This is a genomic window from Intrasporangium sp. (assembly GCF_040414665.1).
GTDB lineage: Bacteria > Actinomycetota > Actinomycetes > Actinomycetales > Dermatophilaceae > Intrasporangium.
Map to the genome: position 1 here is coordinate 141,549 of NZ_JBEDUL010000064.1, position 15,096 is coordinate 156,644.

The 15,096-nt window shown below is 69.2% G+C and carries 13 protein-coding genes; 9 read left to right on the forward strand and 4 right to left on the reverse strand.

Annotated elements, in window-relative coordinates; all coding sequences use genetic code 11:
* Positions 1–6: 6 nt before the first annotated feature.
* The 4 genes from secD to ABF401_RS07635 are packed head-to-tail and all read left to right on the forward strand — an operon-like array spanning position 7 to position 5,971.
* Entirely contained in the window at positions 7–1,893 is a 1,887-nt protein-coding gene (secD, locus tag ABF401_RS07620) for a protein translocase subunit SecD (protein ID WP_353508935.1), read from the forward strand.
* Positions 1,890–3,104 carry a protein translocase subunit SecF gene (secF, locus tag ABF401_RS07625; RefSeq protein WP_353508936.1) on the forward strand — a complete coding sequence of 405 codons (1,215 nt, stop codon included), beginning with the start codon at positions 1,890–1,892 and terminating at the stop codon, positions 3,102–3,104. Before secD ends, secF begins: the two co-directional genes overlap by 4 nt.
* A 2-nt stretch (positions 3,105–3,106) precedes the next feature.
* A complete protein-coding gene (locus ABF401_RS07630) occupies positions 3,107–3,658 on the forward strand; it encodes an adenine phosphoribosyltransferase (RefSeq protein ID WP_353508937.1) in 552 nt (183 codons plus the stop codon).
* Between the two features lie 27 nt (positions 3,659–3,685).
* Positions 3,686–5,971: a RelA/SpoT family protein gene (locus ABF401_RS07635; protein ID WP_353508938.1), complete on the forward strand. Its 2,286-nt coding sequence runs from the start codon at positions 3,686–3,688 to the stop codon at positions 5,969–5,971.
* Position 5,972: 1 nt separating this feature from the next.
* Here the strand turns inward: ABF401_RS07635 and ABF401_RS07640 are convergent, their stop codons facing one another.
* Together ABF401_RS07640 and ABF401_RS07645 are read right to left on the reverse strand one after the other, a co-directional pair.
* On the reverse strand, positions 5,973–7,544 hold the full coding sequence (locus ABF401_RS07640) for a DUF349 domain-containing protein (protein WP_353508939.1): 1,572 nt from the start codon (positions 7,542–7,544) through the stop codon (positions 5,973–5,975).
* Positions 7,541–8,389 carry a peptidylprolyl isomerase gene (locus ABF401_RS07645; protein WP_353508940.1) on the reverse strand — a complete coding sequence of 283 codons (849 nt, stop codon included), beginning with the start codon at positions 8,387–8,389 and terminating at the stop codon, positions 7,541–7,543. Before ABF401_RS07645 ends, ABF401_RS07640 begins: the two co-directional genes overlap by 4 nt.
* A 180-nt stretch (positions 8,390–8,569) precedes the next feature.
* On the opposite strand from ABF401_RS07645, the gene ABF401_RS07650 reads away from it, so the two are divergent.
* Both ABF401_RS07650 and hisS read left to right on the forward strand, forming a co-directional pair.
* On the forward strand, positions 8,570–9,271 hold the full coding sequence (locus ABF401_RS07650) for an MBL fold metallo-hydrolase (protein ID WP_353508941.1): 702 nt from the start codon (positions 8,570–8,572) through the stop codon (positions 9,269–9,271).
* Complete coding sequence (gene hisS / locus ABF401_RS07655; protein ID WP_353508942.1) at positions 9,268–10,623, forward strand: histidine--tRNA ligase; 1,356 nt, start codon at positions 9,268–9,270, stop codon at positions 10,621–10,623. The genes ABF401_RS07650 and hisS overlap by 4 nt, the downstream gene beginning before the upstream one ends.
* A gap of 171 nt (positions 10,624–10,794) precedes the next feature.
* On the opposite strand, the gene ABF401_RS07660 is transcribed toward hisS, so the two are convergent.
* Both ABF401_RS07660 and ABF401_RS07665 read right to left on the reverse strand, forming a co-directional pair.
* Positions 10,795–11,421 carry a hypothetical protein gene (locus ABF401_RS07660; protein ID WP_353508943.1) on the reverse strand — a complete coding sequence of 209 codons (627 nt, stop codon included), beginning with the start codon at positions 11,419–11,421 and terminating at the stop codon, positions 10,795–10,797.
* Positions 11,422–11,505: 84 nt separating this feature from the next.
* Complete coding sequence (locus tag ABF401_RS07665; protein ID WP_353508944.1) at positions 11,506–11,802, reverse strand: hypothetical protein; 297 nt, start codon at positions 11,800–11,802, stop codon at positions 11,506–11,508.
* A 159-nt stretch (positions 11,803–11,961) separates the two neighbouring features.
* Here ABF401_RS07665 and ald point away from each other — a divergent pair, with 159 nt between their 5' ends.
* From ald to ABF401_RS07680, 3 genes are all read left to right on the forward strand, one after another.
* Positions 11,962–13,077 carry an alanine dehydrogenase gene (ald, locus tag ABF401_RS07670; RefSeq protein ID WP_353508945.1) on the forward strand — a complete coding sequence of 372 codons (1,116 nt, stop codon included), beginning with the start codon at positions 11,962–11,964 and terminating at the stop codon, positions 13,075–13,077.
* Positions 13,074–14,024 carry a site-specific tyrosine recombinase XerD gene (gene xerD, locus ABF401_RS07675; protein WP_353509006.1) on the forward strand — a complete coding sequence of 317 codons (951 nt, stop codon included), beginning with the start codon at positions 13,074–13,076 and terminating at the stop codon, positions 14,022–14,024. Before ald ends, xerD begins: the two co-directional genes overlap by 4 nt.
* Before the next feature lie 211 nt (positions 14,025–14,235).
* A complete protein-coding gene (locus tag ABF401_RS07680; protein ID WP_353509007.1) occupies positions 14,236–15,087 on the forward strand; it encodes a ParA family protein in 852 nt (283 codons plus the stop codon).
* Positions 15,088–15,096: the final 9 nt, after the last annotated feature.

Consider the following 15,096-nt stretch of genomic DNA (forward strand, 5'->3'; position numbering starts at 1 on the left):
GCTCAAGTGGCTCGTAGCTCCGCCAAGAAGTCGGCTCTGCGGAGCCTGTCCGCCCTGCTCGCCCTGGCCATCGGGCTCATCCTGCTCGTCGCGGGGCTGCACCAGTGGGGCGGCGGGCAGCTGACCCCGCGCCTCGGCCTCGACCTCGAGGGCGGGACCGAGATGGTCCTCGCCCCGGTCACCGAGGGCGGCGCCGCGGTCAACCCCGGCCAGCTCGACCGGGCTGTCGAGATCATCCGCCAGCGCATCGACGCCAACGGCGTCGCCGAGAGCGAGATCTCGACGCAGGGCGGGCGCAACATCGTCGTCGCCATCCCGGGCACTCCGAGCCAGGACCAGCTCGAGGCGATCCGCAAGCCCTCGCAGCTGCGGTTCCGGTCCGTGTTCGTCCAGGACGTCGAGACCGGCACGCCGCCCTCCGGCACCGCCACGACGCCTGCTCCCGGTGGCACGACCGGCACGCCCGCTCCTACGGGGACCACCGGCACCACCGGAAAGACAGCGGCGACCGCGCCCCCGACGACGGCGGCCAACGGCGTCGTTCCGGACGCCCTGCGCGCCGCGACGACGGCACCGACAACTCCGCCTGCGACGACGCCGGCCACACCCACGGGCACGGCCACGGCCACAGAGGCACCCACCCCGCCGACCAACGCCCAGCTCGAGGCATCCATCGCCTCCCAGGCATCCAAGGGCCTGCTCACGCTCGGGTGGGACCAGAAGAAGGCCGACGCGGCGGCCGCCAAGGTGGCCAAGGAGTACGTCGCGCTCAACTGTCACCAGCCCGGTGCCATCGACGAGGTGCCCGACCTCAAGGACGCGCCGATGGCCACGTGTGGCGAGGACGGCGCCACCAAGTACGTCCTCGGCCCGGTCGAGATCGACGGCAGCGAGATCCAGGACGCGACCAGCGGCTACCAGCCTGGCCCGAACGGGCAGCCGACCTCGATCGTCGAGGTGGCGCTGTCCTTCAAGGACACGGGCCGGGCAAAGTTCGCCGAGGTGACCAGGCGACTCGTCGGCCAGCAGTCCCAGCCGCCCCTCGACCAGTTCGCCGTCGTCCTCGACAAGCGGGTCATCACCGCGCCGCAGGCTCGAGCAGTCATCACCGATGGACGCGCGTCGATCACCGGGTCCTTCACGCTCGACTCCGCCAAGCGGCTCGCCCAGCAGCTCAAGTTCGGTGCGCTGCCCATGTCGTTCGCCCTCCAGACCAACGACACCATCACGCCCCAGCTCGGCGAGGAACAGCTCCGCCTGGGACTCCTGGCCGGCGTCATCGGCCTGCTCCTCGTCGTCGTGTACTCGCTCTTCCAGTACCGCGCCCTGGGCATGGTCACCGTCCTGTCGCTCGTCGTGGCAACGGGGTTGACGTACCTGACGCTCGTCGTCCTGGGCACCACCCACGGCTTCCGACTGACGATGGCCGGAGTGACCGGCACGATCGTCGCGATCGGCGTGACCGCGGACAGCTTCATCGTCTACTTCGAACGCATCCGTGACGAAGTGCGTGAGGGACGGCCGCTCGTCGCTGCCGTGGAGACCGGGTGGAAGCGGGCCCGGCGGACCATCATCATCGCCGACGCGGTGAACATGCTGGCCGCCATCGTGCTGTACGTGCTCGCGTCCTCGAACGTTCGCGGCTTCGCCTTCACGCTCGGCCTGACGACGCTGATCGACCTCGCCGTGGTCGTCCTGTTCACCCATCCGATGGTCCAGCTGCTCGCCCGGACCGAGTTCTTCGGCCACGGCCACAAGTGGTCCGGCCTCGACCCGGAGCGGCTCGGCGCCAAGGAGGCTCCGCGCTATCGGGGCCGCGGTCAGTTCGGACCAGCCCCAACGACGACTGTCACCCGCACCTCGCGGCTCGCCGAGGGGAAGGCCCAGGCATGATCAACTTCGCCCAGTTCGGCAACGATCTCTACACCGGACGCCGATCGATCGCCTTCGTTCAGCGCCGCAAGCTGTGGTACTCCCTGTCGGCCGTGATGATCGGCCTGGCCCTGGCCGGCGTGCTCCTGAACGGGCTCAACTTCGGCATCGAGTTCCGCGGTGGCTCGGAGTTCCGGGTGCTCGGGGTGACGAACACCCAGGACTACGAGGCGAAGGCGCAGGACGCCGTGGGGCAGGCCGGGATTCCGGGCTCGGTGACCACGACGATCGTCGGCGGCAATACCGTCCGGGTCCAGACCGAGGCCGCCCAGGCCCAGACGGACGCCGCGCGCACCGCACTCGCGGACACCTTCGACGTCGACCGGGCGAGCGTGAGCTCCACGCTCATCGGTCCCAGCTGGGGAGCCTCGGTCAGTCAGCAGGCGATCCAGGGACTGGTCGTCTTCCTGATCCTGGTCACCATCGTCCTGGCCCTGTACTTCCGCACCTGGAAGATGGCCGTGGCAGGCCTGACCGCGCTCCTGCACGACCTCGTCATCACCGTCGGCATCTACTCGCTGTTCGGCTTCGAGATCACGCCGTCGTCGATGATCGGGTTCCTCACCATCCTCGGCTACTCGCTCTACGACACGGTCGTCGTCTTCGACAAGGTGCGCGAGAACACGGCGGAGGCCTTCCGGACGAAGCGCATGACCTATGCCGACGCAGCCAACCTGGCCGTCAACCAGACCCTCGTGCGGTCGATCAACACCACCGTGGTCGCGCTGCTGCCGATCGCCGCGATCCTCTTCGTCGGCTTCACCATGCTCGGGCCGGGCACCCTGCTCGACCTGTCACTCGCCCTCTTCATCGGCATCGGTGTCGGCGCGTACTCGTCGATCTTCATCGCCACGCCGATGCTCGTGCAGCTGCGCTCCAAGGAACCGGCGATCGTCGACCTCGACCGATACGTCGCCCGTCATGGCGCCAAGCAGGCCGCCCGCGACGCGGCACGTGACGTCGGCGTGGGCGAGGCCCCGGCCGACGTGCCCGTGACCGTCGGAGCCGACTGGGCTGGGGCGGACGGAGTGGGCGAGGACTCGACCGTGGGCCGGCGCCCGACGGGCCTCGACACGACCGGGGCCGCCGGCGCGGCCGCGCGTCCCGTCCACAAGTACGCCCAGGCCGGCCCGCGCAACCAGCCCAAGCGGGCCCCGAAGTCCAAGAGGTGACGGTGGGGAACCCCGCGCCGGACGGCTCGCCGAGCGAGATCGCGGAGCTGGTGCGCACCCACCTGCGCGACATCCCCGACTTCCCGAAACCGGGAGTCCTCTTCAAGGACTTCACGCCGCTCATCGCCGACGGGCCCGCTCTGAAGGCGCTGGTGCAGGACATCGCCGAGCGCTACGTCGGGCGGGTCGACGTGGTCGTCGGCATCGAGGCGCGCGGGTTCATCCTTGGCGCTGCCGTCGCGTACGAGCTCGGCCTCGGCATGGTGCCGATCCGCAAGGCCGGCAAACTGCCTGGTGAGACGATTCGCGAGTCGTACGCGCTCGAGTACGGCCACGCCGAGATCGAGGTGCACACCGATGCCTTCCAGCCCGGCCAGCGCGTCCTCATCATCGACGACGTGCTCGCGACCGGAGGCACGGCAGAGGCGACCGCGGTTCTCGTCGAGCGAGCCGGAGCCGTCGTGACCGCCATCGAGGTCGTCCTCGAGCTCGCGTTCCTCGAGGGCCGAAAGCGTCTCGGCGACCGGAACGTGAACGCCATCCTGACGCTCTGATTTGCACCGGCACCCTAGACTCAGTTCATGAGCGAGGAGGTCCGCAGCGAGCTGAGCGCCCCGTCACGGGTGCGTGCTCGGTTCGCTCGTTTCGGCGCGAGCCGAACCTCCGGCAACCCCGTCCTCGAGCCGCTGCTCACCGCGGTCCGGCAGAACCATCCGAAGGCGGACCTGTCCATCATCGAGCGCGCCTACGGCGCCGCGGAGCGCGCTCATGAGGGCCAGATGCGCAAGAGTGGCGACGCGTACATCACGCATCCGCTCGCGGTGACCCAGATCCTCGCCGAGCTCGGTATGACCCCACCGACCTTGGCCGCGGCACTGCTCCACGACACGGTCGAGGACACCTCCTACGGCCTGGACGAGCTGCGGCGCGACTTCGGCGACGAGATCGCGATGCTCGTCGACGGCGTCACCAAGCTCGACAAGGTCACCTACGGCGAGGCGGCCCAGGCGGAGACGGTCCGCAAGATGGTCATCGCCATGGCGCGGGACATCCGGGTCCTCGTCATCAAGCTCGCCGATCGACTCCACAACGCCCGGACCTGGCGGTACGTCAGTCCGGAGTCGGCCAAGCGCAAGGCCAACGAGACGCTGGAGATCTACGCCCCCCTCGCACACCGGCTCGGGATGAACACGATCAAGTGGGAGCTCGAGGACCTCTCCTTCGCGACGCTCTACCCGAAGGTCTACGACGAGATCGTCCGCCTCGTCGCCGAGCGGGCGCCGGCCCGGGAGGAGTACCTCGCCGGAGTCCGCGCGCAGGTGTCCGAGGACCTCACCGGGGCGAAGATCAAGGCCGTGGTCACCGGCCGACCCAAGCACTACTACTCGGTGTACCAGAAGATGATCGTTCGAGGCCGCGACTTCGAGGACATCTACGACCTCGTCGCGGTCCGGGTCCTGGTCGACACGGTGCGTGACTGCTACGCGGCGCTCGGCGCACTGCACGCGAGGTGGAATCCCGTCCCTGGACGGTTCAAGGACTACATCGCAATGCCGAAGTTCAACATGTACCAGTCCTTGCACACGACCGTGATCGGCCCGCAGGGCAAGCCGGTCGAGATCCAGATCCGCACCCACACGATGCACCGGCGGGCAGAGTACGGCGTCGCCGCGCACTGGAAGTACAAGGACCAGTCGGCCGGCGGCGGAGCCAGGCCGGGTGAGGGCGCGCCGCAGAACGACATGGCGTGGCTGCGCCAGCTGCTCGACTGGCAGCGGGAGACGGAGGACCCCGGCGAGTTCCTCGACGCACTCCGTTTCGAGATGGGCTCGAGCGAGGTCTACGTCTTCACGCCGAAGGGCTCGGTCGTCGCCCTGCCGGTCGGCGGCACGCCGGTCGACTTCGCCTACGCCGTGCACACGGAGGTGGGGCACCACTGCATCGGGGCGCGCGTCAACGGGCGCCTCGTCCCGCTCGAGTCGACGCTCGAGAACGGCGACGTCGTCGAGGTGCTGACCTCGAAGGCCGACGGCGCCGGTCCCAGCCGTGACTGGCTCGGTTTCGTCAAGAGTGCCCGAGCCCGCAACAAGATCAAGGCCTGGTTCTCAAAGGAGCGCCGCGAGGAGGCGATCGACGCCGGCAAGGAGAGCATCGCCAAGGCGATGCGCAAGCAGAACCTGCCACTTCAGCGCCTCATGAGCCACGAGTCCATGACGGCAGTTGCGACCGACCTGCGCTACCAGGACATCGAGGCGCTCTATGCAGCGGTCGGTGAGGGGCACGTGTCGGCTCAGCACGTCGTCGGCAAGGTCGTGGCCTCGATGGGCGGCGTCGAGGGTGCCACCGAGGACCTGGCCGAGGCCACTGTGCCAACCCATGCCGCGGCGCGCCGACGCCGTGACGGCGATCCGGGAGTCGTCGTCGTCGGGACGGCGGACGTCTGGGTCAAGCTGGCGAAGTGCTGTACCCCGGTGCCGGGCGACCCGATCATCGGGTTCGTCACCCGGGGGAGCGGCGTGTCGGTGCACCGCGTCGACTGCACGAATGCCGCCCAGCTCACCGCCAACCCCGAGCGTCTCATCGACGTCGAGTGGGCGCCGAGCTCGGCGAGCGTGTTCCTCGTCCAGCTCCAGGTGGAGGCGCTCGACCGCAACCGGCTGCTCAGCGACGTGACGCGGGTCCTGTCGGACCAGCACGTCAACATCCTGTCGGCGTCGGTCCAGACCTCACGCGACCGGGTGGCGATCTCCCGCTTCACTTTCGAGATGGCCGATCCCGCCCACCTCGACCACGTCATCAAGGCGGTGCGCCGCATCGACGGCGTCTTCGACGTCTACCGGGTCAACGGCGGCCGGGCAAAGGTCTGAGTCAGCCGCCGAACTCCCGCACCCCTGCGCGAGCCTGGTCGAGCCAGGACTGACGGGCGTCGAGAGCGTCCTGGGCCTTCTTGATCTTTGCCGCATTGCCGGACGCCTGCGCCCTGGCCAGGTCGTCCTGCAGCTCCGCAACCGCCCTCTCGAGCTGCTCGACCATGCCCTGGGCCCGTGCCGCGGCCTCCGGGTTGGTCGATCGCCACTTCCGGTCCTCGGCGTCCCGGACGGCCTGCTCGACCCGGCGGATGGCCTTCTCGATCCGGTCCATGTCGGCGCGAGGCACCTTGCCCGCCGCGTCCCACTTGTCCTGGATGACTCGTAGCTGCCCCTTGGCACGGTCGAGATCCGTGACCGGCAGGATCGCCTCTGCCTCGGCGAGCAGGCCCTCCTTCACGGCGAGGTTGCCGCGGTACTGCTGCTCCTCGGCCGCGACGACGGCGTCCTTGGCCGCGAAGAACGCGTCCTGTGCGGCCTTGAAGCGCTCCCACAGACGGTCGTCGTCGGCCCGGCTCGCGCGGCCCGCCCGCCGCCAGTCATCCATGAGGCGCTTGAAGGCGCCGGCCGTCGCCGCCCAGTCGGTGCTCGTGGACAGCTTCTCCGCCTCGGCGACCAGGCGTTCCTTGGCTCCCTTGGCTTCGGCATGGGTTGCGTCGAGCGTGGCGAAGTGCGTCCTGCGCGCCTTGTCGAACCGGTTGCGAGCGGCACTGAAGCGCTGCCACAGCGCCGTCTCGGTCTCACGATCGAGGCGGGTCGCGGCGCGCTGATGGGACTTCCATTCATCGAGCAGCTCGCGCATCCGGGCGCCGCTCTGCTTCCACTGGATCCGGTTCTCGGGCTGGGCCGCGATGCCCTCGGCCTCGGCGACGATGCGTTCACGCTCTGCGGCAGCGGCGGCGCGGGCCTCGGCCCGGTGCTGCTGCTCGACGGTGCGCTTGGCCGCGATGCCCGACTGGATCGTGTCGAGCTGTGTGGCGAGGGCCTCGAGGTCGCCGACGACACTCGCCTCGTTGACCTGGGTAGTCAGGGCCTTGAGCGCATCCGCCACGTCCTTGGACGGGACCTCGGGCTGCGCCAAGCGCTGCTCGAGGAGCACGGCCGAGGCATACAGCTCGTCGTACTTGCGCGCGAAGTAGGCCAGCGCCTCGTCCGCAGTCGCCCCTGGATACGACCCGACCTCCTTCTCGCCCTCCTTCGTCCGGACGAACACGGTGCCGTTGTCGTCGACTCGGCCGAAGGCGGCAGAGGCGGAGTGGTCGGTCGCGATCGGCGCAGGCGCAGCCGGCGCAGTCGGACGGGGTGCAGACTTCGCCAGCGCGGCTGGCGTGGGGACGGCACTCGGCTTGGGTATCGAGGCAGGGGTCGGGGCCGGCGCAGCCACTGAGGGTTCCGCGGCGGCCTCGGAGGCGGTTTCGGGGGTGGCCTCCGAGGCAGTTTCGGGGGTGGCCTCCGAGGCAGTCGGCGCGGTTTCCTCGGTGGGCTGGGTGGAGATCGGCTCGGCCTGCTCGGCGGCCTCCGACGCTGCAACAGGGTCGGGCTGGGTCGGTTGCGGCTCGTTCGTTTCGCTCATGCCTTCTTCTCCGTGACGCTCACGCTGAGGATGCTGATCGGCGAGACCGGCGTTCCGTCTGCGGGATTCGGGTCAAGCGCCTTGTTCGCTGCGATCTTCTCAACGATGTCGAGTCCCTTGGTGACCTTCCCGAAGATCGTGTAGCCGCCCCCCTCGGTCGGCAACTGGGTTTTCTGGTAGGTGATGAAGAACTGGCCGCCGTTGCTGTTCGGATCCTGGGTCCGAGCCATCGCCAGCGAGCCCTGCGGGTAGATCCCGTCGGCGGGAGCGTTCTCGATGCCGAAGGTGTACCCGGGGCCGCCCGAACCGGTGCCCGTCGGGTCACCGCACTGGAGGACGAAGATGCCCTGGCTCGTCACGCGGTGGCAGGGGCTGGGGGCCCAGTAGCCCTCCTTGGCGAGGTGCAGGAAGGAGGCAACGGTCTGGGGAGCCTTCGTTCCGTCCAGCTCGAAGGTGAGATCGCCGCAGGTGGTCTTCACCGTCGCGACCCACGTCTTGCCGGCAGCGGTGGCCTTGTTCGGGACGTCCGTGAAGGTCTTGGGCTTCGTCTGGGGGGCCGGGGGCTCGGTGCAGCCGGCGGCGAGCTTCTGCCCGGCCGCGAGGCCGCCGGTCTTGCCGCTGGAAGGAGTGGTGGCCGCGTTCGTCGGCTGCGCAGCAGGCTCGGTCCCATCGCCGTTCCCGAGGAGCAGGGGAAGGGCGATCACGGCGGCGAGGATGACGATGACCGCGAGGATGACGCCGAAGACCTGCTTGTCCCGTGTCGAGGCTCCGACGGGGGTCTTCTGGTTCTTCGCCTGCTTCTCGTAGCGGCGGCGCGCGCGGGCGCGTTCCTGCTCTTTGGTCACAAACCTCTCCTCGAACGAACGTACGGGGATCACCCCGGGCGTTCGGTCATTTTAGGGACCGTGGTCCGGCTCGTCGTGATCATGGGGTCACGAGTGCGTGACGACTCCCACCTTTTCACAGCAGACCACGATTGCCGTATGCCGCTGGGCCGGCTTGCACGCCGCGGTTAGGCTCCCAGCGTGCTGACCGTCGCCTTCCCCGCCCTCGCGTTCGACACGAACTGTTACGTGCTCGCACCGTCCGCCGGAGAGGAGTGCGTCATCGTCGACCCCGGGATCGGGGTCGAGGAGACGCTGCGGGAGGTGCTGACGACCCACCGCCTCCGGCCGGCGGCAGTGCTGCTGACGCATGGGCACGTTGACCATGTCTGGTCCGTGACCGCGGTCTGCGGCGCCGACACCGCTGCCTACATCCACACCGATGACCGGTACCGGCTCGTCGACCCCCTGGGCAACAGCAACCCTGGTCTCGTGGCCATGCTGGAGCAGCAGTTCGGCTCCAAGGCCAGGTGGGCGGAACCGACCAACGTCGTCGAGATCAAGGACCGTGCCAGGCTGCGACTTGGCGGCATGGAGTTCGAGGTGCTCCACGCCCCGGGCCATACCGAGGGGTCGGTCATGTTCGGCACCGCGGCTGTGCCTGATGGAATCCGCGACCAGGTCGAGGTGGACCGGACGATGCTCAGCGGGGACGTGCTGTTCGCGGGGTCCATCGGCCGCACGGACCTGCCCGGTGGAGACCACGGCGCCATGATGCGCAGCCTGCGCGACGTCGTCCTGCCGCTTCCGGACACGACCCTTGTGCTGCCGGGTCACTATCACGCGACGACGATGGCCCACGAACGCGCCACCAATCCGTACCTGACAGACTTGCCGGCGTGAGCAACCCGCAGCCCGCCACGACGACCACCGCCAAGGTCACCCCGATCAGTGGGTTCCCCGAGTACCTGCCGTCGGAGCGCATTGTCGAGCAGCGCTTCCTCGACGTCATCCGGGAGACGTTCGAGCTGCATGGCTTCTCCTCGATCGAGACGCGCGCCATCGAGCCAGTGGACCGGCTCCTCGGCAAAGGCGGCGACACCGACAAGGAGATCTACGGTGTCTCCCGGCTGGCCGGCGATGATGCGGATGCGGCCAAATGGGGTCTGCACTTCGACCTGACCGTGCCGTTTGCCCGCTACGTGCTGGAGAACGCAGGCAAGCTCACCTTCCCCTTCCGTCGCTACCAGATCCAGAAGGCGTGGCGTGGCGAGCGGCCGCAGGAGGGCCGTTACCGCGAGTTCACCCAGGCCGACATCGACGTCGTCGACGTGGGTGAGCTGTCGCCGCACTTCGAGGCCGAGATGCCCCTCGTCATCGCGGACGTCTTCAGCCGGTTCCCGGTCGGCGACTTCGTCATCCAGGTGAACAACCGCAAGATCCCGAACGGCTTCTACCAGGGCATCGGCCTGTCCGACGTGACGACGACCCTGCGCATCGTCGACAAGCTCGACCGGCTGGGCTCCGAGACGGTGGCCGACCTCCTTGTCGAGTCCGGCGCGACCCGTGACCAGGCCGATCAGTGCCTCGCGCTTGCCGCGATTCGCGCCGAGGACCTCGGCTTCGTGGACCGAGTGCGCGAGCTCGGCGTCACTCACCCGCTGCTCGAGGAGGGGCTCGAGTCCCTGGCGACGGTCATCCGCACGGCGATGGCCCACGCTCCGGGCAACGTCGTCGCCGACCTGCGCATCGCCCGCGGACTCGACTACTACACCGGCACCGTCTACGAGACTCAGATCGTGGGCAACGAGGACTGGGGGTCGGTCTGCTCCGGCGGCCGCTATGACGCCCTCGCCTCCGATGGCCGCACCACCTATCCGGGCGTCGGGATCTCCATCGGGGTCTCGCGCATCCTCGGGCTGCTCATCGGACAGGGCCTCGTGACCGCGTCTCGCTCGACGCCCGCCGCGGTCCTCGTGGCCTTGACGCGCGACGACTCCCGCGACGAGTCGGTCGCGATCGCTTCCGCACTGCGCTCGCGCGGGATCCCGTGTGAGGTGGCGCCGACAGCGGCACGCTTCGGCAAGCAGATCCGCTACGCGGAGCGCCGCGGAATCCCGTTCGTCTGGTTCCCCGGGGCAGCGGAGTCGGGGGACGAGGTCAAGGACATCCGCAGCGGTGAGCAGGTCCCCGCCGCGGCGGACAGCTGGACCCCGCCGCTCGAGGACCTGCACCCCATCGTGACCCGCACCTGATCGAGGGTGCAGCCTTCGTCGAGTGTGCAGTTCGCGTCGGCCTGTTGGGGTTCACGGGGGGCGCGGAGTGCACACTCGAGCGCGCGGGGACGGCGCGGAGTGCACACTCGAGCGAGAGGGGACAACGTGCAGCTTTCGTCGAGTGTGCAGTTCGTATCGGCCCGTTTCTGTTCACTCGATCGATGTGAGGCTGGTGGGAGGAGGGCGCAGCCCCTCGTCGTGCAGCTCGAGCGTGGCGAGGGCTCGAACGACCTCCCGGTCCCCCCGCCGCCACGCACCAGCGGGGTCGTCGCTGATCTTCGCGAGGGCCGTCAGCGGCTGGTTGGCGAGGGCCCGCAGGGCGAAGAGGTCGAGGTCATCGCTCGAGTCGATGAACCGTTGGGCGGTCGTCGCGGCGCGCACGAACCGGACCCGAACCCAGAGCCAGACACCGGCAACGATGACGATCGGGACCAGCGCCGTCACGAGCGCGAGCCACAGGGCGACCGTCTCGACCGTCGAGGCCATGCTGGTCCCGGCATCTCGCAGACTCGTGCCCGATCCCGCCGCCCGATCGAGCCACGACGCGAAGTCCTGACCGACGACCGGGATCCGGGCTGCCTGGTCGCCGGCGCCGGTCAATGCGCCGTGGACCGAATCTCCCGCTGAGGTCAGGGAGTTCGCCGGCGCGGTGAGCAGGGCGACCGTGTCGTGGACCTGACGCGCGGCCCACACCCAGATCGCCACCCAGAGGAGCACGAAGCCGTCTGCGGCCACCTGTCGCATCCGTCGGCCCGGCGTGTCCGCATAGAGCTTCATCGACGACCCCTTCGAAAGGCGCTGGGAGCGGAACTCAACCTAGCGACGAAAGCGAGCCCAGCGGCATACGAACACGTGTTGGCGTCACGCCCCGACGCCGGAGAGGGCCGCGAGCAGCAGGAGGTACACGACCCCGACGACGACGAGCGCCGAGATCCAGGCCACGAGAAAGCCTGCGGCATAAGGCCGCAGGTGGGGCAGGGTGAACGCGACAGCACCGCCGATGACGCTCGGCAGCCCGACGAGGATCAAGGCCGGGAAACCGCCCTGCTCGATCAGGGCACCCACCAGGAACGAGACGACGATCATCCCGCCGGCAACGAGGGCACCGATCGTCGTGGGGCGCCAGTGCGAGGTGGGCGAGGGGCGGGGGGCGTTCATTGGTTGCACGATGCCACATCGTGCGGACCCATTGAGTACCGAGTCCTCGCGTCACGGCGGCGCCGCGTGACTACAGTGGGAACGCGCCGTGTGACCCGCTGGCGCGGGGGTGCGGCAACGACGCCGCGGCCCATCCTTGATCGGAAGGATCAACCGCACATGAAGGTCGGTATCCCACGCGAGGTCAAGAACCACGAGTACCGCGTGGCCATCACACCCGCCGGCGTGCACGAGCTCGTCCGCAACGGGCACGACGTCCTGGTGGAGCGCGACGCAGGGCGCGGCTCCTCGATCCTCAACGAGGACTATGTCTCGGCCGGCGCCTCCATCCTCGGAACCGCCGACGACGTGTGGGGGGCGGCGGACCTCATCCTCAAGGTGAAGGAGCCGATCGCCGAGGAGTACCCCCGGATGCGCGAGGGACAGGTGCTGTTCACCTACCTGCACCTCGCGGCCGACAAGGCCCTCACCGAAGAGCTCGTCGCGCGCAAGGTCACCGCGATCGCCTACGAGACCGTCGAGCTGCCGGACCGGAGCCTGCCGCTGCTGGCCCCGATGTCCGAGGTGGCTGGACGCCTCGCCCCGCAGGTCGGCGCACAGGCGCTCATGCGTGCCGAGGGTGGACGCGGAATCCTCATGGGCGGCGTCTCCGGGGTGTATGCCGCCAAGGTCGTCGTCATCGGCGCCGGCGTGGCCGGGATGAACGCCGCGGCGATCGCCCTGGGCATGCAGGCGGAGGTGCTGCTGCTCGACAACGACATCAACAAGCTGCGGCACGCCGACTTCGTCTACCAGGGCCACTGCCAGACGGTCGCGTCCAACGCCTATGAGATCGAGCGGGCCATTGCCGACGCCGACATGGTCATCGGTGCCGTCCTCGTACCAGGAGCCCGTGCGCCGCGTCTCGTCACCAACGAGCAGGTGTCCCAGATGAACCCCGGCTCGGTCCTCGTCGACATCGCCATCGACCAGGGCGGGTGCTTCGAGGACTCGCGGCCGACGACGCACGCCAACCCGACCTACCCGGTGCACGACTCGCTCTTCTACTGCGTCGCGAACATGCCTGGCGCGGTCCCTCACACGAGCACCTATGCACTGACCAACGTCACCCTGCCCTACGCCATCGAGCTGGCCAACCTCGGCTGGAGGGACGCGCTCCGGGGGGACAACGCCCTCGGTCTGGGCCTCAACACGCACGAGGGAGCCGTCACCTACGCGCCGGTCGCCGAGGCCCACGGGATGGGATCGACGACGCTCGACGAGGCGCTGTCCTGACGGATCCGGCACAGTCGGCACCGCCGCAGACCACCCGGCTCGACCGGGAGGTCCGCGGCTGGCTCGACCACGTCCGCGTGGAGCGGGGCGCCTCGGAGAACACGCTCAAGTCCTACGAGCGGGACCTGCGGATGTATCGCCACTACCTCCGCGAGCGGGGCATCGACACGGCTGGAGCGGTCACCGAGGCGCAGGTGGCCGACTTCCTGGCCGCGCTGCGGGAACGGGGCCTGGCCGCCTCGTCCGCCGCGCGCACGCTCGTGGCCGTGCGCGGCTTCCACCGTTTCCTCGCCCTCGAGGGGACCGTGCCCGCGGACCCCGCGGTCAACGTCGCACCGCCATCACCACCGAGCCGCCTTCCCAAGGCCATCCCGCTCGACGCCGTCGAGCGCCTCCTCGCGGCGGCTTCCGTGGGCGACACGCCCGACTCCCTGCGTGATCGCGCCCTGCTGGAGGTGCTGTACGGGGTGGGCGCGCGCATCAGCGAGGCGGTCGGCCTCGACGTCGACGACGTGGACCCGGGCGGTCCGGGACAGATCGGCATCGTGCGCCTCTTGGGCAAGGGTGGCAAGGAGCGCATCGTGCCGGTCGGCCGCTTCGCGGTGGAGGCGGTCGATGGCTACCTCGTCCGGGGGCGGCCCGCACTGGCGCAGCGCGGCACCGGTGGGCCGGCGCTCTTCCTCAACCAACGAGGGGGACGCCTGTCCCGACAGAGCGCGTGGGCGGTGGTGCAGCGTGCGGCCGAACGGGCGGATCTGCGGCAACATGTCTCGCCCCACACCCTGCGCCACTCGTTCGCGACGCATCTGCTGGACGGGGGAGCGGACGTCAGGGTCGTGCAGGAGCTGCTCGGCCACGCATCCGTGACAACGACCCAGATCTATACGCAAGTCGCGACACACCGATTGCGAGAGGTCTATGCCGGGGCTCACCCCCGTGCCCGCTGATAAGGTCGAAAACGATCAGCGAGAGGCTGACCGAAACGCGCGGCCGAGGGCACAACCGAGCGGAGTGGAACACCCGGTGAACGACGAGTCACACGAGACCATGCAGGACGAGCGCCTCGCGCGTCCCGGCGTGGCAAGGGTCACCGAGGGTGCCAACGGCTCCGTCAACCACCAGCACGGCACAGCCCAGCACCTGCCCGTCGTCGAGTCGATGGCTGCCGGTGAGATCGGCCCGACCGGCCGTCCGCTGCCCTACTTCCCCGAGCCGCCACCGCTGACGACCCACGGGCCCGCGCGGATCATCGCGATGTGCAACCAGAAGGGCGGGGTCGGCAAGACGACCACCACGATCAACCTCGGCGCCGCGCTGGCCGAGCTCGGCCGGAAGGTCCTGGCCGTCGACTTCGACCCCCAGGGCGCCCTGTCCGTCGGCCTCGGGATCAACGCGCAGGAGCTCGACGTCACCATCTACAACCTCGTCGTCGAGTCCGGGCACGACGTGAGGGACATCATCCGGCCGACGCAGACCCCCAATCTGGACGTCATCCCGGCCAACATCGACCTGTCGGCCGCGGAGGTCCAGCTCGTCGGTGAGGTGGCTCGCGAGCAGGTCCTCGGACGCGTCCTCCGCCCGGTCCTGGACGACTACGACGTCGTGCTCATCGACTGCCAACCGTCACTCGGCCTGCTCACCGTCAACGCGCTCACCGCTTCACACGGGGTGATCATCCCGCTCGAGTGCGAGTACTTCGCGATGCGAGGCGTCGCCCTGCTCATCGACACCATCGACAAGATCACCGATCGGCTCAACCCGCGCCTGCAGGTCGACGGGATCCTCGCGACCATGTATGACGCGCGTACCCTGCACAGCCGCGAGGTGGTGGCCTCCGTCGTCAACCACTTCGGCGAGCAGGTGTTCCACACCGTCATCAGCCGCACCGTCAAGTTCCCGGATGCGACCCTCGCGGCGGAGCCGATCACGTCGTACTCGTCCGACCACTCCGGTGCAGCGGCCTATCGTCAGCTCGCCCGAGAGCTGATCGCCCGAGGCGGCGCCGCCTGAAGCGCGAAC